This window comes from Actinomadura sp. BRA 177, from assembly GCF_013372625.1.
In the GTDB taxonomy this organism is placed as follows: Bacteria; Actinomycetota; Actinomycetes; order Streptosporangiales; family Streptosporangiaceae; genus Spirillospora.
On the sequence record NZ_JABXFD010000399.1, the window covers coordinates 1 to 21,180 of the forward strand.

Below are 21,180 nucleotides of genomic sequence, written 5' to 3' on the forward strand. Positions count from 1 at the left end.
CAGATGTGTAAAAGAGACGGCGGCCGCCGCGGTCGCCGCCGCGACGGGGCCGACCCCGGCGACCGTGAGCAGCGCCCGCGACCGCTGGACGGGGACGCCGAGCGCCTGGGCCGCGTCGTCTCCCAGCTCCCCCATGCCGAGCGGGCGGGCCAGCAGCAGCGCCGCCGGGACGAGCACGGCCAGCGCGATCGCCAGCGGGACGGCCTGGTCCCAGTCCCGTCCGTTGAGGCTGCCGGTCAGCCAGAACGCGGCCTCGTAGCCTTCGCGCAGCTCGGCGCGGGTGATGAGGTAGGAGTTCAGCGCCTCCAGCATCGCCGCCGCGGCGACGCCGATCAGCACCAGCCGGACGCCGTGCACCCCGCCGCCGCGCCGGTAGGCGACCAGGTAGACGGCGAGGGCGGTGAGCACCGCACCCGCGACCGACGAGACCGTGATCGCGACGGCGCCGCCGCCGAACACGAGGATCTGCAGCAGCGCGCCGGACGCCGAGCCGGTGGTGAAGCCGATCAAGTCGGGGCTGCCGAGCGGGTTGCGGGAGATGCTCTGGAAGATCGCGCCGCTGAGGCCGAGCGCGAGGCCGGCGAGCAGCCCGGTGAGGGCGCGCGGCAGCCGCAGCGTCTGGACGATGAACTCGGTGGCGCGGTCGCCCTGCCCGAGGACGGCGCGGACCACGTCCGGCGGCGAGATGGGGAACTCCCCCGAGCCGACGACCAGCACGGCGGCGGACGCGGCGACCGCCGCCAGCAGCCCGCACACCGCCGCCGCCCGCGGCTCCCACCGCAGCGAGACGCCGCCCGCGCGCAGCACTCTCATAGGTCGCGCGTCCTTCCCCGCCGGACCATCACCGCGAACAGCGGCGCCCCGAGGAACGCGGTGACGATGCCGGTCTCCAGTTCGCCGGGCGTGACGACGCGGCCGATGATGTCCGCGCCGAGCAGCAGGATGGGCGCGAGCAGCAGCGAGTACGGCAGGACGAGCCGCTGGTCGGGGCCGGCGGCCGTCCGGACGATGAACGGGACGGCGAGCCCGAGGAACCAGATCGGCCCGGCCGCCGCCGTCGCGGACCCGCACAGCAGCACCACGGCGAGCGCGCCGAGCGCCCGCGTCCGGCCGGGGCTGGAGCCGAGGGCGCGGCCCGCGTCGTCGCCCATGCCGAGCGCGTTCAGTGGGCGGGCGAGCAGCAGCGCCAGGACCGTTCCCGCCAGCACGAACGGGGCCACCTGGTAGAAGACCGACATCTCCCGGCCGCCGAGCGAGCCGACCTGCCAGAACCGGAAGCCGTTGAAGTTGCCGGGGGTGAGCAGCATGACACCGGCGGTCATCGCGCTGAACACGGCGTTGAGGGCCGCGCCGGCGAGCACCAGCCGCGCGGGCGAGGCGCCGCCCCGGCCGCGCGCGCCGATCATGTAGACGAGGGCCGCCGCGCCGGCCGCCCCCGCGAACGCCGCCCATACGTAGACGAGCACGTTGTCCACGCGGGCCGCGCCGATGACGAGGACGACCGCGAGCGCGGCGCCGCCGTTCACGCCGAGCAGCCCCGGCTCGGCGAGCGGGTTGCGGGTGAGGGCCTGCATCACGGCGCCGGCCAGGCCGAGTGCCATGCCGACGACGATGCCGAGCAGAGTGCGCGGCAGCCGCAGCTCGTGGACGATCAGCTCCGCCCGCGACCCGTCGTCCGGGAAGAACACGCCGGGCAGCACCCGCCCGAACGGGACGTCCCCGGCCCCGATCGCGAGGCTCGCCACGACCGTCGCCAGCAGCACGGCAGCGAGGAGCGGAATCCAGAGCCGGCGGGAGGCCCGTCCCCCTTTCGCGGAGGGGCGCGGCGGGCGAGTTCGCGCGGGGGACAACACAAGGTGAGGCTAGCCTAAGCTAACTCCTCCTTCAAGGACGCCCGGCACGCATGCCCGCGACAATACGAGCGTATGGTATACAAGCATATTGGAGATTGAACGCTTGTATGGGAGTGAGGCGGCATGGCCACGGGCAGGGACGGCGCGCCGGAGGATCTGACGGCCCGCGCGCGCATCCGGGACGCGGCGCTGCTGCTGTTCGCCGAGCGCGGCGTGAAGGGCGCGACGTTCCGCGGGATCGCCGAGGCCGCCGGGGTCTCGGTGGGGCTCGTCCAGCACCACTTCGGCTCGAAGGACGAGTTGCGCGAGGCGTGCGACGCGTACACGGTCGACACGGTCCGCCGGCTCAGCACCGCGAGCGGCGGCCTCGGCGATCCCGGCTTCCAGGCGTGGGCGGAGCGGCTCGGCCTGCCGGTGCGCCGCTACCTGGCCCGCGCGCTCGTCGACGACTCCGCCGCCGCGGCCCGGTTGTTCGACGACCTGGTCGGCACGACCGAGCAGTACTTCACCGACCCGCCGCCCGGGTTCGACGCCCCTGCCACCCGCGACCCGCACGCCTTCGCCGCCGCGCTCGTCGCGATGACCGTCGGCACCGAGGTGCTGCACGAGCACCTGTCGCGGGTGCTCGGCGCCGACACCTTCACGACCGAGGGCTCGCTGCGGCTGCGGCGCGCCGTCCTGGAGATCTTCGCCGGCCGGATGCTCAGCCCGGAGATCGCCGAGCAGGGCCACGCGGCACTGGACGCCTACGAGGCGGCACTCAGCAAGGAGCGGAACGATGAATGACGTGGTATGGGCCGAGGGCCTGGTCAAGACGTTCGGCCGGACGCGCGCCCTGGACGGGCTCGACCTGGCCGTCCGGCCCGGCGAGGTGCACGGCTTCCTCGGCCCGAACGGCTCCGGGAAGTCGACCACCATCCGCGTGCTGCTGGGGCTGATGCGCGCCGACGCCGGGACCGCCCGGCTGCTCGGTGGCGACCCGTGGCGCGACGCCACCGCGCTGCACCGCCGCATCGCCTACGTCCCCGGCGACGTCACGCTGTGGCCGAACCTGACCGGCGGCGAGGTCATCGACCTGCTCGGGCGCCTGCGCGGCGGCCTCGACGCGCACCGCCGCGCCGAGCTGCTCGACCGCTTCGAGCTCGACCCGCGGAAGAAGGGCCGCGCCTACTCCAAGGGGAACCGCCAGAAGATCGCGCTCGTCGCGGCGCTCGCGTCCGACGCGGAACTGCTGATCCTGGACGAGCCCACGTCCGGTCTCGACCCCCTCATGGAGGAGGTCTTCCAGGAGTGCGTGCGGGAGGAGAAGCGAGGCGGCCGGACCGTCCTCCTGTCGAGCCACATCCTCAGCGAGGTGGAGGCCCTCTGCGACCGCGTCACGATCATCCGCAGGGGCCGGACGGTCGAGACCGGCACGCTCGCCGACCTGCGGCACCTGACGCGCACCTCGATCCACGCGGAACTCGCCGGGCCGCCCGACGGCGTCCCGCTGCCGAGCGCGCACGGCGTCCGCATCGACGGGAACACCATCACGTTCGAGGTCGACACCCCCGAGCTGGACGCCGCGCTCCAGCAGCTCACGCGGATCGGCGTCCGCGCCCTGACGAGCCGTCCGCCCACCCTCGAAGAGCTCTTCCTGCGCCACTACCAGAACGACCTTGAGACGGCGTCATGACCGCCGCGACCCTGCGCCCGCCGGCGGGTGCCGGCCCGCTGCTGAAGATGTGGCTGCGCCGCGACCGGATCATGATGTCGGCATGGATCTACGGGCTGACCGCGTACGTCTCCAGCAACGCCTACAGCTTCAAGCACGAGTACGGCACGCCGGCGGCGCTCGCCGACTTCACGCGCGGCATCAACGACAACCCGTCCACGCGGGCGCTCTACGGGCCCGTCCTGAACGGCGACACGGCCGCCGGGCTCAGCGTGTGGCGGGTCGGTACTACCGGCGCCGCGTTCACCGCCGTCATGTGCGTGCTGCTCGTCGTCCGGCACACCCGCGCCGAGGAGGAGAACGGGCGGCTTGAGCTGGTCGGCGCCGCCGCCGTCGGGCGCCGCGCGCCGCTGACCGCCGCGCTGCTGGCCGCCGTGACGGCGGCGGCCACCCTCGCGGCCATCGTCACCGCCGTGCTGCTCTTCTTCGGGGTGCCCGCCGCCGGGTCGGCCGCGCTCGGCCTGTCCTGGTTCGGCACCGGGCTGGTGTTCGCCGGTGTCGCGGCGGTCACGGCGCAGTTGGCCGAGACGTCCCGGCTCGCCAACGGCCTGGCGTTCACCGTCCTCGGGGCGGCGTACCTGGTCCGGGGTGCGGCCGACGCCGGCTCGGTGCACTGGCTCTCGTGGCTGTCCCCGGTCGGCTGGGCGCAGCAGGTGCGTCCGCTGGCGGGCGAGCAGTGGGCCGTCCTCCTTCTCCCGCTGGCCGCTTCCGCGCTCCTCGTCGCCGCCGCGTACGCGCTGACCGGACGCCGCGACCTCGGCGCCGGGATCCTGGCCTCCTCCCCCGGCCCGGCGAACGCGGCGCCGTCACTGCGGAGCCCGCTCGCCCTCGCCTGGCGCCTGCAGCGCGGAACGCTGATCGGCTGGTCCGCCGCGTTCGCGGTGTACGGGCTCGTGGTCGGCGGTATCGCGGCGGGAGCCGGCGACCTGGCCGGCGGCAACGCGGCGATAGCGGACGACATTCGCGAACTGGGCGGACAGCAGAACCTCACCGACGCGCTCCTCGCCACCGCCATGAGCATCATGGCCCTGTTCACCGCCGCCTACGCGGTGCAGAGCGTGCAGCGGCTCCGCGCCGAGGAGAGCAGCGGACGCCTCGAACCCATCCTCGCCACCGGTGTCAGCCGCGTCCGCTGGGCCGTCTCCGGCCTGACGGTCACGGTCGCGGGCACGGTCGTCCTCCTCGCGCTCACCGGCGCCGCCGTCGGCGTCGTCCACGGCGCCCGCTCGCACGACTTCGGCGGCGAACTCCCCCGCCAGCTGGCCGCAGCGCTCGTCCAGTTGCCCGCCGTATGGGTCATCGCCGCCGCGGCCTTCCTCCTCTTCGCCCTCCTCCCCCGCGCCACGTCCGCCGGCTGGGGCGTCCTGACCATCTGCCTGCTGCTGGGTCAAGTGGCCCCTCTCCTCAACCTGCCGCAAGCCGTCATGGACGTCTCACCGTTCACCCACACCCCGAAGCTCCCCGGCGGCGCCGCGGCCCCGCTCCCCCTCATCGCCCTCACCGCGGCGGCGGTCGCGCTGGCGGCGGCCGGCCTGACGGCCTTCCGCCGCCGCGACATCGCGTGACGCTACGAGCCCGGGTGGTCGGGGTGGGCGAGGAGCCAGGTCCAGATCTCTATGGGGTCCTCGGCGGTGTGGTGGGCGCCGCAGTGGCAGATGCCGGTGAGGGTGTCGGAGCCCGGGGACCATTCGACCCGCAGGCGGCCGGTGCTCATCGGGACGTCAGCCGCTGCAGGATGCGGCGGGCGGCGAGGCCGCCGGTGTCGATGTTGATGGACAGCTCCTGGTAGCCCTCCGGCTCGGTCGCGATGACCTTCTCCAGGATGTTCAGCGCCTCGACGTCCTGCAGGACGACCGTGCGGTTGCTCTCGGCGAGGAACGTGGAGACCTTCTCGTCGTCGCGGGCGAAGTCGCGGGCGACGAGCCAGAAGTCGTGCGTGCTCGTCTCGGTCTCGGGGGTGATGGCGTAGCCGATCTCGACGTGGAACGCCTTGGAGTCGTCGCCGTCCGGGCCCGGTTCGACGCCCGTGGGGGCGATGCGGCTGTGCAGGAGGTAGAGGCACGGCGGGTAGTACTCGATGTCCTGCCAGCGGTCGATGCGGCCCTCGATGCCGGTGGACTCGGAGTAGAAGGACGGGCACTCCACGTCCTTCATGCGGCGGCTCACGTAGACGATGCCCGCCTCCTCGTCGACCTCCGTGTTGATCGGGGTCTGCGCCACCTCCGGCGTGCCGATGTAGCCGGCGTGCAGGTACGTCTCGTGGGAGAGGTCGAGGAGGTTGTCGACGAGCAGTTCGTAGCGGGCGGCCAAGGGCTCCATTCCCCGGACCGTGGTGTAGTCGGGAGAGTCGAACCACGTGGCGCGCGGAATCGCGGAGGCGTCGCCCTCGCCGTCGCCGATCCACACCCAGATGAACGAGTCCTGCTCGACGACCTGGTAGGCGGGGACGCGGGCGGTGCGGGGGATGCGGGTCTGGCCGGGGACGGCGACGCAAACGCCGTCGGGCGCGTAGGTGAAGCCGTGGTAGCCGCAGACGATCCGGTCGCCGTCGCGGTTGCTCTCCGAGAGCGGGAAGCGGCGGTGCACGCAGCGGTCGGCGAGCGCGACGGCCTCCCCCGCCTGCGTGCGGTACATGACGAGGGGCTCGCCGCAGATCGTCCGGGCGAACAGGTCGTCGCCGACCTCCTGGCTGTAGGCCGCCACGTACCACTGGTCGCGTGCGAACGGCATGGGTCGCTCCTCCTGGTCGTTGGGGTCACGACGACCATCGCGGGGGGACGGTGACGCGGGCCACACCGATTCCGTTGGACGGAAGAACCCGTCAGTGCTCGTGCAGCGCGGTCTCCGGCGGGCGCACGGCGCGGGGCGCGCCGAGGGCCCGGGAGATACCTCGGGCGCTGGCGCGGACGACCGGGATCAGCGTCCGCGCCTCCCAGCCGTCGGACGGGACGACGATCGCGACGGCGGCGACGACCGTGTCGTCCGGGCCGTAGACGGGCGCGCCGACCGACAGCGCGAACGTCTCGACCTGGCCGTCGCTGATCGCCACGCCTGTGCGCCGGACCTCGGCGAGGACGCGCCGCAGCTCGGGCCCGGTGGCGATCGTCTTGGCGGTGAAGCGGCGCAGCGGCCCGCCGATGGCGCGTTCCTGCAGGGCCGTGTCGGCGTGCGCGAGCATCGCCAGGCCGACTCCCGTCGCGTGGGCGGGCCAGCGGCCGCCGACCCGGGACAGGACGTGCACGGCGTCGCGGGCGGAGATCCGCTCGATGTAGACGACGTCGAGGCCGTCCAGGACGGCGAGGTGGACGTTCTCGTGCGTCGCCTCGTACAGGTCCTCCAGGAACGGCATCGCGGCGGCGCGCAGGGCGGGGCCGCGCGGCGCGAGCGCGGCGACCTCGAACAGCCGCAGCCCGATGCGGTAGAGGCCGTCGGCGTCGCGTTCCAGGGCGCCCCAGGCGGCCAGCTCGCCGACGAGGCGGTGCGCGGTGGACAGCGGCAGGCCCGCGCGGTGGCCGATCTGCGTGATGGTGAGCGCGCTGCGCTCGGCCGAGAACGCCTCCAGGATGTCCAGGACGCGGCTGGTGACCGTGGGCCGCGTCCCGGTGGCCCTGCCGGTGGCGGTCATGGCTCGCCGTACTCCTCCCGGATCCGTCCCTTGAGGATCTTCCCGGCCGCGTTGCGGGGGATCTCCGCGGCGAGGACGGCCGACTTGGGGATCTTGTAGCGGGCCAGTCTGCCGGACAGCGCGGCGAGCACCTTCTCCGGGTCCACGTCCGCGCCGTCGCGCGGCACGAGGACGGCGCGGCCGACCTCGCCCCAGGTGCCGTCGGGGACGCCGATGACCGCGCACTCCACGACGTCGGGGGCGGCGGCGAGGATCGCGTGCTCGACCTCCGCCGGGTACACGTTCTCGCCGCCGGAGACGATCATGTCCTTGATTCGGTCGACGATGAACGCATAGCCGTCGGCGTCGAGGCGGGCGGCGTCGCCGCTGCGGAACCAGCCGTCGCCGAGCACGGCGGCGGTGTCGCCGGGCCGTCCCCAGTAGCCGCGCATGACGTGCGGGCCCTGGACGACGATCTCGCCGGTCTCGCCCGGTGCGACGTCCGCCATGCCGGGGCCGACGACGCGCACGTCGCTGAAGAAGTGCGGCACCCCGGCCGAGCCCGCCTTCGACACGGCGTGCTCGGCGTCGAGGAAGAGCACGCCGGGAGCGGCCTCGGTCATGCCGTAGCCCTGCAGGAACGTCAGGCCCCGCTCCTGGTAGGTCTCGATCAGGGACGGCGGGACGGGGGCGCCGCCGCACGTCAGGATGCGCAGCGAGGAGAGGTCTGCGGCGGCCCAGCCCGGCTCGCGGGCGACCCGCTGGAACATCGTCGGCACCCCGAACATGAACGTGATCCGCCGCTCCTCGATCAGGTCGAGCGTCGCGGCCGGGTCGAACGCTGGGACGAGCACGCACGTCCCGCCCTTGAGCAGGACCGGCAGCGTGAGCATGTTGAGCCCGGCGGTGTGGAACAGCGGCGCCGACACGAGCGCCACCTCGCCGGCGACCAGGTCGTGGTCGATGAGGACGTTGATCGCGTTCCAGGTGATGTTGCCGTGGGTGAGCGTCGCGCCCTTGGCCCGCCCGGTCGTCCCGGACGTGTACATGATCATGCAGGGGTCGTCGGGCGCGACGGGGAGGTCCAGCGGGTCGCCGTCCGCGCCGGCGAGCATTTCCTCGTAGGCGTCGAGCGCGATGTGCTCCCGGCCGCCGGGCAGACCGTCCACCAGGTCCGCGTGCGACGGCCCATGGATGAGGACGGACGCGCCCGAGTCGTCCAGCTGGTAGGCGATCTCCGGGGCGGCGAGCCGGGTGTTGAGCGGCACGAAGATCCCGCCGAGCATGCCGGTCGCGAACAGCGTCTCCAGGAACGACGGATGGTTGGGGCCCGAGGTAGGCGACCCGGTCGCCGGGCCGGACCCCGAGGCCGCGCAGCGCGTGGGCGAGGCGCGCGACGCGGCCGAGCAGGTCCGCGTAGGTGAGCGTCCGGCCTTCGTGGACGAGGGCCGCCGCGCGCGGGGTCTTGCGGGCGCGGCGGGCGGGCCACGACCCGAGTCCTTCGTTACGCATGCGCGTCACCCCTCCGTCGGTTTCGAGGCCCTGCGGCGATCCCACCACGCGGCGGCGGACGGCACGAGGCCCTTCGGCAGGAACAGCACGACCGCGATGAGCAGCAGCCCGTAGACCGCGTAGGACAGGACCGTGGGCGCCGACGCCGGCATCCCCTCCCGCGTGCCGATGTCGTTCAGCAATTGCAGGAGCAGCGTGATCGCGGTCGCGCCGGCGAGTGCGCCCCAGATCGTCCCGGCGCCGCCGACGACGACCATCACGACGTACTCGAACGACAGCAGGACGGGGAACGAGCCGGGCGCGACGTAGCCGATGTAGAAGGCGTAGATGCCGCCCGCCAGGCCCGCGAACCCGGCGGACAGGCTGAACACGGTCTGCTTGTAGACGGCGACCGGCACCCCGGACGACGCGGCGGCGACCTCGCTGGTCGCGAGCGCCCGCAGGCCGCGTCCCGGACGGGACGTGACGATGTGCCGGGTGATCAGCACGACCAGCCCGAGGGCGCCGAGGGCCAGGTAGGCGTAGGAGATCTCACCCGCGAACTCGTACCCGGCGACCTGGAGGCGCGGGACGCCCTGCAGGCCGATGTCGCCGCCCGTCCATTCCTGCCGTCCGACGAGGCTGAGCAGGATGAGCTGGATCGCGAGGGTCGCGAACGCGAGCTGGTGGCCGCGCAGCCGCAGCAGCGGGACGCCGACGAGCGCGGCGCACGCCGCCGCGACGACCGGCGCGAGCAGCAGCCCCAGCCAGGTCGGCAGGCCGTGCGTCGCGGTCAGCGCCGCCGTGTAGCCGCCGATCATGGTGAAGGCCGCCTGGCCGAGCGAGACCTGGCCGGCGAACCCCATCAGCATCGACAGCCCGACGACGACGGTCGCCGACAGCAGGAGCAGCACGTACACCGACACCTGCGTCGCGGGCAGCAGCACCGGGACGAGCAGCGCGACCACGGAGACGGCCACCGCGGCGAGCGTCCCGAACGCGGGCCGCCGCCGCACCGCGGGGGCGGCCGCCGGTGAGGTCTTGCGGACGGACACGCTCATCGGGCGGCCTCCTCCTGCAGCGCGGTCCTGCGCGAGGCCCGCACCATCATGATCGCCAGCATCAGCGCCAGCGCGACGACGGTCTGGTAGGACGCCTCGCCGTAGCCCGCGACCATCGCCTCGGCGATCCCCAGCGTCAGCGCGCCGGCGAGCGCGACGACCGGCCGGTTCAGGCCGCCGAGCACCGCCGCCGCGAACCCGTTGGTGATCAGCAGGACGTCGCTGTTGTAGGAGATCGGCTGCAGCGGCGTGAGCAGCACTCCGGCGAGGCCCCCGAGCATCCCGCCGAGCACGAACGCGACCAATCCCATCTTCAGCGGGTCGATGCCCATGGCGCGCGCCGCGTACGGGTTGGACGCGCACGCGCTGAGCGCCTTGCCCGCGTAGGTGCGCCCGAAGAACAGGGCGAGCAGCGCGAACACGGCCGCCGCGACGCCGATGACGAGGAACGACTGCTTCTGGACGTGCGCGCCGAACAGCGTCACGGCGCCGCGCAGCCCGGGGTAGGAGCGCGGGCTGTCCCCCCAGATCATGATCTCCACCGCGTACGCGAGGAAGCCGACCCCGAGCGTGACGATCAGCGCCGACTGCGGGGACGTGCCGCGCTTCCCGGTGGCGGCGATGCCGACCGCGAGCCCGATCGCGCCCGCCACGGCGACGGCGGCGGCCTCGGCGGCGCCGTGCGGCAGCCCGGCCGCCAGGAAGGAGCCGGCCGTCATCCCGCCGGCGACGGCGAACATGCCCTGCGCGAAGTTCACCACGCGGGTCACCCGGTGGATCGCGACGAGGCCGCTGGCCAGCAGCGCGAAGCCGCAGCCGACCGCGATCCCGGAGATGAGGTACTGCACGAAGTCGCTCATGCCCCGGCCCTCCCGCCGGCGGGCCCGCCGAGGTAGGCGTCGGTCAGGTCGGGGCCCGCCGCGAGGTCGGCGGCGGTGCCCTCGGCGCGGATGCGGCCCGCCTCCAGCACGTAGCCGCGCCCGCACAGGCCGAGCGCCAGCCGGGCGTTCTGCTCGATCAGCAGGACGGCGAGGCCGCGCTCGGCGTTCAGCGCCCGCAGGTGCTCGGCGAGGTCGGCGGTGACGAGCGGGGCGAGGCCGAGGGACAGCTCGTCCACGACGATCGCGTCGGGCTCGGCCATCAGCGCCCGCCCGAACGCCACCATCTGCTGCTCCCCGCCCGACAGCGACCCGGCGCGCCGTTTGCGCAGGTCGGCGAGCCGCGGCAGCACCTCGTACACGCGGGCGGTGTCGCGCGCCCCCTTCGCGCGGCGGCGGCGCCAGGCGCCGAGGACGAGGTTGTCCTCGACGGTCAGGTCGTCGAACATCCGCCGCCCCTCGGGGACGAGCGCGACCCGCCCGCGAAGGTCCACCCGTCCCGCCGCCGGGCGCAGCACGCCGAGGACCGCGTTGACGAGCGAGGTCTTGCCCGCCCCGTTCGGGCCGATCAGCGCGACCAGCTCCCCGGCCCGGACGGTGAGCCCGACCCGGTCGAGCGCCGTCGCCGTCCCGTACCGGACGACGAGGTCGGACACCTCGATCACCGGACTCATGCGGCCTCTTCCCCGAGATACGCGGCGATGACGGCGGGGTCGGCGCGGATCTCGTCCGGGGTGCCCTCGGCGATGAGGCGGCCGAGGTCCAGGACGGCGACCCGGTCGGCGAGGCGCGCGACGAACGCGACGTCGTGCTCGACGAGCATCATCGTCAACCCCTCGGCGCGCAGGCTCTCGACCAGCTGCGCGAGGGCCTCGCGCTCGGCGGCGCGCAGCCCGGACGCCGGCTCGTCCAGCAGCAGGAGCCGGGGACGCGCGCACAGGGCCCGCGCCACCTGCAGCGACCGCTGCTGGCCGAGCGGCAGGACGTCCGCCGAGCGGTGCGCCCAGTCGCGCAGCCCGACGCGGTCGAGCGCGGCCAGGGCGTCCGCCCGGATCGCGGCCTCCTCGCGGCGGTGCGCGGGCAGCCGGAGCGTGGCGGACAGGAAGCCGTGCCGGGTGCGGGCGTGCGCGCCGACCATGACGTTCTCCAGCGCGGTCATCCCGTGGAACAGCCGGGCGCCCTGGAACACGATCGCGATGCCGAGCCGTGCGCGCGCGTGCGGAGGCAGCCGGTCGATCGGCCGTCCCCCGTAGGACAGGGTGCCGTGGTCGGCGGCGAGATGGCCGCTGATCAGGTTGAACAGGGTGGACTTGCCCGCGCCGTTGGGGCCGACTTGAGCTTGGTCAGCTTCTCGGCCTGAAGGGGCCGAGCTTGCAGCTCTTCGCCGCCACTGGGTTTGGCGGGTCAGGCCGCGTCGTCGGCAGCGTGACTCACTGCCCAGCCCGCGGCGCCGCGTGCGGCGATGTTGCGGGCTGCGTTGACGTCGGCGTGCTCAGCGAAGCCGCACGACGTGCACCGGAAAGTGGCCTGGTCGGGCCGGTTCTTGCGGTGGATGTGGCCGCACACCGAACACCCCTGCGAGGTGTGCCGCGGATCCACGAACACCACCGGCACGCCGGCGCGTTGAGCTTTGTAGGTGATGAACGCGCCGAGCTGGGCGAAACTCCAGGAATGCAGCGTGACCCGCTGGGGCTTGCGTAGCCGGACCCGCGCACGGATACCGCCCAGATCCTCCAGGGCGATGCCGTGCGTGGTGCGTTGAGCCTCGGTCACGATCTGCTTGGAGATGCGGTGGTTGGTGTCGGCCGCGAACCGCGCCTCACGGCCCGACAGGTGACGCAGCAGCCGCTTGGCCGACTTGGTGCCCTTGCGCTGCAGGCGCCGGCGAAGGCGGCGGTTGCGGTGGCGGACCTGGTTGATGCGCTTGCCGGAGTGGACGGTGCCGTCGGAGGTGGTGGCGATGTTGACGATGCCCAGGTCCACCCCCGTGAACTTGTCTGGCACGTACTCGGGAGCTTGCGGGACGTCGCAGGTGGCGTACAGGTAGAAGCAGCCGCCCCGCCACACCAGGTCCGACTCGCCCCGCCGGTGCGCGGCCAGCACTGCCGCATGCTCGGCCGAGCATGCGAAGGCGATGTTCTTGAGCCTGCCACGCACGGTCCAGACGCTGACGGTGCGCTCTTGGATCTGCCAGGAGAGTGACCGGTCGTCGAAGGGCTGGGCGGCGTCCTTGCGGAACCGGACCGGCTCGCCCTCCACCCGGGCGCGGCGCCGCGAGCCTTGCGGCCCGTAGTTGCCCGCCTTGAGGTTCTCGGCCAGTGTGGCGTAGGCCCCGGCGACCTTGCGGACGCAGTGGATCGCCGGTTGAGCCGACAGGCCCATCGCCTTCAACTCGCCGTACACCAGCCGCTGCAACGCGGTCTTGCCCTTCACACCGGTAGCGTGCGCGCGACGCGAGGCGTGCCCGGCGGCCTGGTTGCACAGTTTTAGCGTCTCCCGCAACGCGGCATCTGCGGCGGCGTCGGGAAGCAGCTTCACCTGCACCACAAGCTTCACACCAGGAACGGTAACACAATGTCTTCACACCACAACGGTGAGTTATAGATTCCCATGTTGCCGGTCAGTGATTCACGGCGTCAATGATTTGCCGAACATCAACGTGGCGGCGGTCCGGGGAGCCCCGGCGCCCTCGTTACGCTGGCGGGATGACGGGAGCCGAACGGGTGAGTGCACACAGCGCGGCCGGGCCAGTGCCGTCGGACGAGCCGTCCCCGAGGCTCCGGCCGCAGTCGCTGATGCTGACCTACCTCGGCAACTACGTGCTCGGGCGCGACATCGCGGTCTTCTCGGGCAGCTTCATCGACACGTTCGCGCGGCTCGGCGTGGGCGAGCACGCCGTCCGGTCGACGCTGACCCGCATGGTCGGCCGCGGCCTGCTGGCGCGGCACCGCGAGGGCCGCCGCATGCACTTCGGGCTCACCCGGAGGTCGGCGGGCATCCTGCACGACGGCGAGGACCGCGTCTGGCGGCGCGGCGTGCTCAACACCGACTGGGACGGCAGCTGGACCGTCCTCGCGTTCTCCATGCCCGAGTCGTGGCAGCGCGTCCGGCACGACCTGCGCGCCCGGCTGACCTGGGCCGGGTTCGGGTCGCTCGGCAACGGCACGTGGATCGCCCCGTCCCGGGTGGACGTCCGCCCGATCGTCGCGGGCCTCAACCTGAACGGGCACCTGAAGGTGTTCGCGGGCCCGGCCGAGGAACCCACGGACGTCCCGCACATGCTCCGCGAGGCGTTCGACCTCGACGGGCTGGCGGCCGGCCACCGGGCGTTCCTCGACCGCTGGGACCGCCCGGACCCGCTCCCGCACGCCCCCGACGACCTCGCCCGCTACCTGTGGATGACCACCGAGTGGCTGCAGCTGGTCCGCACCGACCCGCGGCTGCCCGTCGAGCACCTGCCCGCCGGCTGGCCCGCCGTCCGCGGCCAGCAGGTCCTGCTGGAGCTGCGGGACCGCTACGAGGCCACCGCGCGGCGCCTCGCCGACGCCGCGATCGAGTACGTCCGGACGGCCTGATCCCCCGGCCGTCCTGCATGACCTGCCCCTTTCGCGGGTACGCCGGGTGCCCGGCGACCAACGGAAGGTGATCAGCATGTCTCTCGGAGCCGGCGACCCGCAGGACCCGTCCGCCGCCGACGCGCTGGAGGTGCGCAGCCAGGTCCGCGGCCCCTGCCTGCTCGTGGAGGCCGCGGGGGACCTCACCATCCTGACGGCCGACCGGCTGCGCGAGCGCGTCCTCGCCGACATGCGGGAGCTGGACCGGCCGCCGCTGATCGCCCTGGACGTCGGCGGGGTCGGCTTCTGCGACTCCTCCGGCCTCAACGCGCTCATCATCATCTGGAAGGCCGCGCACCGGGCCGACGGCGAGTTCGTGCTGGCCGGGCTGGACCGGCGGTTCCGCACGATCATCGAGCGCAGCGGCCTGGACCGCCACCTCGTCGCCCACCCGACCGCCGAGCAGGCCCTCGACGCGCTGGCCGCGGACTAGCGCGCCGGCCGCCGCGGTAATACGGTGAGACGGAAATCGTATTGTCGTCTCACAGGGCGAGGTGCCATGCACAGCCTCGACTCCCCGGCCCGCCCGGCGGGCGCCATCCCCGGACCGTCCTCGCTCACCTGGCGGTACGCGGGCGACTGGCGCGGCGTGTTCGGCGCCAGGTCCACGCTGCTGCTGCAGGTGGCGCACCCCGTCGTCGGCGCCGGCGTCGCCGACCACTCCGACTTCCTCAGCGACCGGTGGGGGCGGCTGCAGCGCACCATGGAGTCCACGTTCGACTTCCTCGGCTACCGGGGCGAGGAGCGCGGCCGCACCGAGGCCGCCCGGCTCCGCGAGATCCACAAGGACATCAAGGGCGTGGACGCCGGCGGGCGCCGCTACCACGCGCTGAACCCCGAGGCGTACCTGTGGGTCCACGCGACCCTCTACCGCGGCATGGTCGAGACGCAGCGGGTCTTCGGCCGCCCCCTGAGCCCGGTCAAGGAGGCGGCGCTCTTCCGCGAATGGCGCGACCTCGCGCTCGCCCTCGGCATCACCGAGCGGCACCTCCCCGACGGACCGGCCGCGTTCCGCACCTACTTCGACGGCATGGTCGAGGACCGGCTCGAACGCAACGAGACCGTCGACCTGCTCATCGAGTTGGACCGCAAGCCGCTTCCGCCGCCTCCGAACTGGCCGCTGCCGAAGACCGTCTGGACGGGGCTCGCCCTCCCCCCGGGCCGCGTCCTCCGCAAGACGGGCATCGCCACGCTCCCGCCCGTCCTGCGGGACCGGTTCGGGCTGCGCTGGACGGCCGGCGACCAGCGCCGCTTCGACGTCCTCGCGCGGAGCGTCCGGCTCGCCGGGGCGCTCACGCCGGAACCGCTGCGCCACTCCCCCGTCGCCGCCCGCGCCATGCGCAGGTCGCGCGGCGGCTAAAGTCGGCCGCACCATGACAAGCGACAGGACGAGCGACGACGAACTGCTGCGCAGCCTGCTCACCGCCGGCCCGGAGCGCGAGCCGCAGGCCGACCGCATCCTGGACGCGGCGCTGCGGTGCTTCGAGACCTACGGGCCGCGCCGCACCACGATGGACGACGTGGCCCGCGAGTCGGGGCTCGGCCGCGCCACGATCTACCGGCGCTTCCCCACCAAGGGCGACCTGGTCACGGGCGTGCTGCTGCGCGAGGCCCGGCGCTTCTTCGCCGAGCTGGACGAGGCCGTCGCCGCGCTCCCCACGCTGGCCGAGCGCCTCGTCGAGGGGTTCGCCGTCGCGCTGCGGATCAGCCGCGAGCAGCGGCTGGTCAACCGGCTGATGGTCGTCGAGCCGGAGCTGATCCTGCCGCACTCCACGGTCAAGGCGGGGCCGCTGCTGGCCGCCGCGCGCGGCTACATCGCCGGCCGGCTGCGCACCGCGCAGCGCCTCGGCGCCGCCCCCGCCGACGTCGACCCGGAGGTCGTCGCCGAGATCCTGGTGCGGCTCACGCACTCCCTCGTCCTCACCCCCGAGGGCCACATCCCCCTCGACGAGGAGGGCGCCCGCGCCTTCGCCCGCCGCTACCTGCTGCCCATCGTCGTCCGCCCCTGACGGCTAGCGCAGCGCGGGAAGGGTGATGGTGAGCGTGGTGCCTTCGCCGGGCGGGCTGTGGACGGTCACGTGGCCGCGGAGGGCGCGGACGCGGTCCGTCAGGCCGGCCAGGCCGCCCCGGGGGGACAGGGCGGCGCCGCCGGCGCCGTCGTCGCGGACCTCGGCCACGATCTCGTCCGGGCCGGACCGGACGGCCAGGTCGATCGCGGTGGCCCCGGCGTGCTTGACGGCGTTGGTGAGGGCCTCGCAGAGGGCGAAGTAGAGGGTCGACTCGATCTCCGGCGGGAAGCGGCCGGCGGGCAGGTGGAGCCGGACGGGCACGGCGGCACGGGACGCGACCAGTTCCATCGCCGGGGCCAGGCCGGCGTCGGCGAGGATCGCCGGGTGCACGCCGCGGGCCAGGTCGTCCAGTTCGGCGACGGCCTCGGCGAGCTCGCGGCGGCAGATCTGGGCCTGCTCGCGGGCGGCCGGGTCCGCGGCGGCGTCCTCCAGGCGGGCCAGGGTCTCCTCCAGCGCGCGGAGGCGGGCGCGGGCGCTGCGCTTGAGGTCGGCGGCGAGCCGCTCGCGCTCGGCGGCCTGGACGCGGACGAGGCGCTCCCGCGCGTCGCGGGCCCGTTCGAGGGTGGCCTGCGCGGCGGCCTGCAGGCGGACGGTCTCCAGCGCCCGGCCGCCCGCGGTCAGCGCCGCCTCGACGAGCGGCTCGTGGCCGCGGAGCGCGGCGGCGACGTCGACGGTGGCGAGGGGCTCGCCGCCGGACGTGCGGACCTCGTGCCGCCAGCGGCCCGGCCCCCTCTCCAGCGGGGCGTCCACCGGGCGGCCGTCCACGCCGACGTAGCCGCCGCCGTCCCACAGCCACAGGTCGAGGGTGCCGTCGCCGAGGACGCTGCGCAGGGCGTCGCGGACCTTCGCCACCGAGACGGGCGCGGTGAGGCGGTGCATCCGCTCCACCACGGTCAGCTCGGACAGCCGGGCGCGCAGCGCGGTGAACAGGAAGACGATCGGCAGCGTCGTGGCGCAGAAGCCCTGGACGAAGTAGACCAGCAGGACGTCGTCGAGGGTGACCGACGTGCCGAGGAGGGTGCCCTGGATCGCGAGGGCGATGCTGACGCCGCCGGTCACGGCCACCATGACGGGGACGGTGAACGCGCGGTCCAGCCGCCCGGTGCGGGGCACCCGCGCCAGCAGCAGGACCACCAGCGCGCCGGCGAGCGCGACCATCGCGACCGTCACCGCGCGCTGGGCGCAGCGGAAGACCTCCTCGGCGGGGTGGACGGACGGCCAGGCCACCCCGGCCGCGAAGCCGTTCCAGCGGGGGCGCGAGACCGCGCACAGCAGCGCCTGGCCGCCGACCATGATGACGACGGCGGCGGCCGTCCACAGCCGGGCGGCGGCGCCCTCCAGCCGGCCGCCCGGATACATCACGACGCCGACGCCGATCGCGACGAAGAACACCGACTGCGCGAACACCGACACCACCGGCGCCGCGCCGGTGTTCCAGGCCGCCGTCCAGGTGACCGCCCAGGCCGCGGCGGCGAAGACGAACGCCGCGCCCGTCCGCCGTCCGACCCGGCCGGCGGTGAGCAGGCCGCCCGCGACGGCGAATCCGCCGCAGCACGCCAGGGTGACCGCGGCCTCGACGGGATGCCCGCGCCAGTACGGCCAGCCGCAAACCAGCGCGGCCGCCGCGACGGCCGCGCCCACGCCGAGGGCGCGGCGGACCCGCGCGCCCAGCCACAACGGCCAGCGGGGGACGGCCCTCACCGCCTTCCTTGCGTCTCGTCCCGGGAAACCACTGTCCGGGAGTGGGGTTTTCCCGGATGTGCGGTGGCACGCGGTACCGGGAGCATGGGAGCGTGCCGGACGAGGTGCCCTGGCACGGGGCCCCGGCACACGGCTCGCGGCGCGTGCCGGTGGCGTGCGGGGGCCACCACCGGAGCCACACCGACCCGACTCCCGCGGTCAGTTTTCCGCACCCGGGGCGGAAAGCGGGAGGGCCCGTTACCTGATTGATGCGCCCTGATCGATGTGCGGCCCGGGGCGTCAGCGCGTCTCGGCGGCCCGCAGCCAGGTGAGGACGGCGAGCACCCGCTTGTTGCTGTCCTGCGGGCCGGGCGGCCCGCCGGTCGAGGCGATCTTCAGCTTGGTGAAGATGGCCCGCACGTGGTCCTCGACCGTCCGGGCGGACAGGTGCAGCCGCTTGCCGATGCCCGCGTTGGAGTGGCCCTCGGCCATCAGCGCCAGGACCTCCCGCTCGCGCCCGGACAGCCGGGACAGCTCCTGCTCGCGGTGCCGGGCCTCGACCAGCCGGCTCACCACGTCCGGGTCGATGACGACCTCGCCGCGCATCACCCGCTCCAGCGCGGAGCGCAGGCCGTCCACGTCCGTGACGTGGTCCTTCAGCAGGTAGCCGACGCCGCGCGGCTGGTCGCGGAACAGCTCCATCGCCTGCGGGGTCTCGTTGTAGGCGGACAGGACGAGGACGCCGAGCCCCGGGTGGCGCTCCAGCAGCCGGCGGGCGGCGACGACCCCCTCGTTGGTGAACGTCGGCGGCATGTGCAGGTCGACGATCGCCACGTCGGGCGGGTCGCCGGCGACGCGGGCGAGCAGCTCCTCGCCGGAGCCCGCGGACACCACGACCTCGATGCCTACCGTGGTGAGCAGGGTGACCAGTGCCTGCCGGAAGATCCCGCTGTCCTCCGCCACGGCTACTCGCATGGAAGGTCCATCCTTACCCTCGTGCCCTCGCCGGGACCGCCGCCGACGTCCATCTGCCCGCGCAGCGCCCGGACCCGGCCGGACAGCCCGGCGAGGTCGGCGGCGGCGTCGCGGGGGCCCGTGCCGTCACAGGTCAGCTCCGCGGCCAGCCGGCCGTCCTCGTGACCGACCCGGACGTGCACCTGGGTCGCGTGCGCGCGGTCGACAGCGTACGACAGAGTCTCGCAAAGCACCGAGTAAAGCGTGGACTCGATCTCCCGGGAGAACCGGCGCGGGGCGACGTCGAGCCGCACCCGGACGCCGACCCGCTCGGCGACGACCTCCAGCGCCGGGCCGAGGCCGTCCTGGACGAGCAGCGCGGGCTGCACCTCGCGGGCGAGCGCGCGCAGCTCGGCGAGGGCCTCCATCAGCTCGGCGCGGCAGGTGCGGGCGAGCTCTTTCACCGCCGGGTCGCCGGACACCGCCTCCAGCGTGCCGAGCATCGCGCCGAGCGCGAGCAGCCGCTGCTGCGCACCGTCGTGCAGGTCGCGGGCGAGCCGTTCGCGCTCGACGGTCTCGGCGCGGACGAGGCGGCGGTAGGCGGCGCGGACCTGCTCCAGGCCGGCGTGCACGCTGGCCTGCAGCCGCGCCGTCTCCAGCGCGCGGCCGCCCGCGGCGAGCGCCGCCTCGACCAGGGACTCGTGGTCGCGGAGCGCGCCGCCCAGCTCCACGACGGCGAGCGGGTCCCCGGCGGCGCTGCGCACCCGGCGCCGCCACCGTCCACCGGCCTCCCCGTCCGCACCGCCGTCCGGATCGAGGTCGACGGGACGCCCGGCGGTGTCGACGTAGGTGTCCTCCATCGGCGCCCAGAACCACAGCTCCAGCGTCGGGTCGTGCAGGACGTCGCGCAGCGCGTCCCGGACCCGTTCGACCGAGATCGGCGCGGTCAGGCGGAGCATCCGGCCGGCGACGGTCAGCTCGCTGATACGGACCCGCAGCCCGGACGCCAGCAGGGTCAGCGGGACGAGCACGACCACCGCGCCCTGGATCACGTAGGCGCGCAGGAGGTCGTCCAGCGGGACCGCCTCCGCCATGACCGACTTCTGGGTGAACGCGGCGGAGACGCCGACGAACCCGATGGCGAGGGTCACCGGGAGGGCGAGCAGCCGCCGCATCCGGCCCATCCGCGGCAGCCGCATCGTCAGCACGAGGGCGAGCGACAGGGCGAGGACGACGTACAGCGCGGCGGAGAGGGGCAGGACGATCCGGAAGACCGCCAGGTTCGTGAACGACGACGGCCACCACACCGACTCGCCGCGGAACGCCGCCCACTCCGGCTCGGAGGTGAACCAGATCGCGGTCGGGCAGCCCCACAGGACCGCGCAGCCCGCGACCGTCCAGATCCGGTCGGCCCGGTACTCCAGCCGCCCGGCCGGGTACATCAGGACGCCCACGGCGAGCGCGAGGTAGAAGGTGGCCTGCGCGTACTGGGAGACGATCGGCCATACGGACGCGTCCCGGCTCGCGGCCCAGGTGACCGCCCAGCACAGCGACGCGGCCGTGAACAGCAGCCCGGTGCGGCGGGTCCGCGTCCCGGTCGCGAGCAGCACGCCCGCCACGGCGATGGCGGCGCAGCCGGCCAGCGTGAGCACGGCCGCGGCCGGGTGGTCCCGCCAGTACGGCCAGCCCGCGAGGAGCGCCAGTCCCGCCACCGCGAGCCCGGCGGCGAGGGCGCGCCTCGTCTCCGCGCCGAACCACGGTGGCGACCTGCGCCGCCGCGGGGCGGAAATCACCACGACCACCCTTTCCATGCTCGGACCTCGCGGGACGTCCTGCCACCGGAAACCCACGGGGCACCGGTCCGTGCTTTCCCGGACGCGGCGCCGGGGCGGGCCGCCGCGCGGCGGGCGCACCGGAATTGTTCCCGACTCCACCGCGGTCCGAACAGCGTCGTTATCCGATCGATGCGCACGCCGTTCCGGCGTTTCCGTCCCGATCTTGCCGGGCCGGAGTCCCGCCCCGCCGGGACCATTCGGGACGCGCACCCCTTGACGCGGGACGGGCCCCCGTCATGATCCTGGTCAGACGCCCTTTCAACACCCGATGAAAGGAATTCACATTCACCGGGTAAACCCGGTCCGCGGTCCGGGTTCGCCTGGGTTGCCGGACCTGGCGGGTAATGTCAGGATCGTTTTCCGCGAGCAATGGGGGACATGCGCAGAAAGGGGCGCGGGGGAAATGAACAACGAGACGGCCGTGCGC

The 21,180-nt window shown here is 74.0% G+C and carries 21 protein-coding genes and 1 pseudogene; 7 read left to right on the top strand and 15 right to left on the bottom strand.

Features of this window, described 5'->3' with window-relative positions:
* Together HUX53_RS23755 and HUX53_RS23760 are read right to left on the bottom strand one after the other, a co-directional pair.
* A partial coding sequence (locus tag HUX53_RS23755; RefSeq protein ID WP_176405440.1) for an iron chelate uptake ABC transporter family permease subunit occupies positions 1-813 on the bottom strand: 813 nt, incomplete at its 3' end.
* Positions 810-1,763, bottom strand: a complete 954-nt coding sequence (locus HUX53_RS23760) for an iron chelate uptake ABC transporter family permease subunit (protein ID WP_309237400.1) — start codon at positions 1,761-1,763, stop codon at positions 810-812. The genes HUX53_RS23755 and HUX53_RS23760, both read right to left, overlap by 4 nt.
* A gap of 213 nt (positions 1,764-1,976) precedes the next feature.
* Here HUX53_RS23760 and HUX53_RS23765 point away from each other — a divergent pair, with 213 nt between their 5' ends.
* The 3 genes from HUX53_RS23765 to HUX53_RS23775 are packed head-to-tail and all read left to right on the top strand — an operon-like array spanning position 1,977 to position 5,132.
* Positions 1,977-2,639: a TetR/AcrR family transcriptional regulator gene (locus HUX53_RS23765; protein ID WP_176405442.1), complete on the top strand. Its 663-nt coding sequence runs from the start codon at positions 1,977-1,979 to the stop codon at positions 2,637-2,639.
* On the top strand, positions 2,632-3,528 hold the full coding sequence (locus HUX53_RS23770; RefSeq protein WP_176405443.1) for an ABC transporter ATP-binding protein: 897 nt from the start codon (positions 2,632-2,634) through the stop codon (positions 3,526-3,528). The genes HUX53_RS23765 and HUX53_RS23770 overlap by 8 nt, the downstream gene beginning before the upstream one ends.
* Complete coding sequence (locus tag HUX53_RS23775; RefSeq protein WP_176405444.1) at positions 3,525-5,132, top strand: ABC transporter permease; 1,608 nt, start codon at positions 3,525-3,527, stop codon at positions 5,130-5,132. The genes HUX53_RS23770 and HUX53_RS23775 overlap by 4 nt, the downstream gene beginning before the upstream one ends.
* 2 nt (positions 5,133-5,134) lie before the next feature.
* On the opposite strand, the gene HUX53_RS23780 is transcribed toward HUX53_RS23775, so the two are convergent.
* The 10 genes and pseudogenes from HUX53_RS23780 to HUX53_RS23820 all read right to left on the bottom strand — a co-directional run bounded on the left by HUX53_RS23780 (position 5,135) and on the right by HUX53_RS23820 (position 13,157).
* Positions 5,135-5,281, bottom strand: coding sequence for a hypothetical protein (locus HUX53_RS23780; protein WP_176405445.1), 147 nt, complete (start codon positions 5,279-5,281; stop codon positions 5,135-5,137).
* Positions 5,278-6,297, bottom strand: coding sequence for an aromatic ring-hydroxylating dioxygenase subunit alpha (locus HUX53_RS23785; RefSeq protein WP_176405446.1), 1,020 nt, complete (start codon positions 6,295-6,297; stop codon positions 5,278-5,280). Before HUX53_RS23785 ends, HUX53_RS23780 begins: the two co-directional genes overlap by 4 nt.
* 91 nt (positions 6,298-6,388) lie before the next feature.
* Positions 6,389-7,192: an IclR family transcriptional regulator gene (locus HUX53_RS23790; protein ID WP_176405447.1), complete on the bottom strand. Its 804-nt coding sequence runs from the start codon at positions 7,190-7,192 to the stop codon at positions 6,389-6,391.
* The gene (locus HUX53_RS23795; protein WP_255205562.1) at positions 7,189-8,457 is read right to left on the bottom strand and encodes a long-chain fatty acid--CoA ligase; all 1,269 of its coding nucleotides are present in this window, start codon (positions 8,455-8,457) and stop codon (positions 7,189-7,191) included. The genes HUX53_RS23790 and HUX53_RS23795 overlap by 4 nt, the downstream gene beginning before the upstream one ends.
* Before the next feature lie 100 nt (positions 8,458-8,557).
* Positions 8,558-8,683, bottom strand: a pseudogene (locus tag HUX53_RS41445) (hypothetical protein); the annotation flags it as partial.
* Between the two features lie 5 nt (positions 8,684-8,688).
* Positions 8,689-9,723 carry a branched-chain amino acid ABC transporter permease gene (locus tag HUX53_RS23800; RefSeq protein WP_176405448.1) on the bottom strand — a complete coding sequence of 345 codons (1,035 nt, stop codon included), beginning with the start codon at positions 9,721-9,723 and terminating at the stop codon, positions 8,689-8,691.
* Entirely contained in the window at positions 9,720-10,583 is an 864-nt protein-coding gene (locus HUX53_RS23805) for a branched-chain amino acid ABC transporter permease (RefSeq protein WP_176405449.1), read from the bottom strand. The genes HUX53_RS23800 and HUX53_RS23805 overlap by 4 nt, the downstream gene beginning before the upstream one ends.
* Complete coding sequence (locus tag HUX53_RS23810) at positions 10,580-11,275, bottom strand: ABC transporter ATP-binding protein (RefSeq protein ID WP_176405450.1); 696 nt, start codon at positions 11,273-11,275, stop codon at positions 10,580-10,582. The genes HUX53_RS23805 and HUX53_RS23810 overlap by 4 nt, the downstream gene beginning before the upstream one ends.
* On the bottom strand, positions 11,272-12,042 hold the full coding sequence (locus tag HUX53_RS23815) for an ABC transporter ATP-binding protein (protein WP_309237402.1): 771 nt from the start codon (positions 12,040-12,042) through the stop codon (positions 11,272-11,274). Before HUX53_RS23815 ends, HUX53_RS23810 begins: the two co-directional genes overlap by 4 nt.
* Complete coding sequence (locus HUX53_RS23820; RefSeq protein ID WP_176405451.1) at positions 12,006-13,157, bottom strand: RNA-guided endonuclease TnpB family protein; 1,152 nt, start codon at positions 13,155-13,157, stop codon at positions 12,006-12,008. The genes HUX53_RS23815 and HUX53_RS23820 overlap by 37 nt, the downstream gene beginning before the upstream one ends.
* Before the next feature lie 167 nt (positions 13,158-13,324).
* Between HUX53_RS23820 and HUX53_RS23825 the strand changes: the two genes are divergently transcribed.
* The 4 genes from HUX53_RS23825 (at position 13,325) to HUX53_RS23840 (ending at position 16,224) form a co-directional block, all read left to right on the top strand.
* Complete coding sequence (locus HUX53_RS23825) at positions 13,325-14,176, top strand: PaaX family transcriptional regulator C-terminal domain-containing protein (protein ID WP_309237401.1); 852 nt, start codon at positions 13,325-13,327, stop codon at positions 14,174-14,176.
* 76 nt (positions 14,177-14,252) lie between these two features.
* The gene (locus HUX53_RS23830) at positions 14,253-14,648 is read left to right on the top strand and encodes an STAS domain-containing protein (protein ID WP_176405452.1); all 396 of its coding nucleotides are present in this window, start codon (positions 14,253-14,255) and stop codon (positions 14,646-14,648) included.
* A 66-nt stretch (positions 14,649-14,714) separates the two neighbouring features.
* Positions 14,715-15,575 (top strand): oxygenase MpaB family protein, encoded by an 861-nt coding sequence (locus HUX53_RS23835; protein WP_176405453.1) that lies wholly within the window; start codon positions 14,715-14,717, stop codon positions 15,573-15,575.
* A gap of 13 nt (positions 15,576-15,588) precedes the next feature.
* On the top strand, positions 15,589-16,224 hold the full coding sequence (locus HUX53_RS23840; protein ID WP_176405454.1) for a TetR/AcrR family transcriptional regulator: 636 nt from the start codon (positions 15,589-15,591) through the stop codon (positions 16,222-16,224).
* A gap of 3 nt (positions 16,225-16,227) precedes the next feature.
* On the opposite strand, the gene HUX53_RS23845 is transcribed toward HUX53_RS23840, so the two are convergent.
* The 3 genes from HUX53_RS23845 to HUX53_RS23855 form a co-directional block, all read right to left on the bottom strand.
* Complete coding sequence (locus HUX53_RS23845; protein ID WP_176405455.1) at positions 16,228-17,985, bottom strand: ATP-binding protein; 1,758 nt, start codon at positions 17,983-17,985, stop codon at positions 16,228-16,230.
* 279 nt (positions 17,986-18,264) lie between these two features.
* A complete protein-coding gene (locus tag HUX53_RS23850; RefSeq protein WP_176405456.1) occupies positions 18,265-18,939 on the bottom strand; it encodes a response regulator transcription factor in 675 nt (224 codons plus the stop codon).
* Entirely contained in the window at positions 18,930-20,729 is a 1,800-nt protein-coding gene (locus tag HUX53_RS23855) for a sensor histidine kinase (protein WP_176405457.1), read from the bottom strand. The genes HUX53_RS23850 and HUX53_RS23855 overlap by 10 nt, the downstream gene beginning before the upstream one ends.
* Positions 20,730-21,180 lie beyond the last annotated feature (451 nt).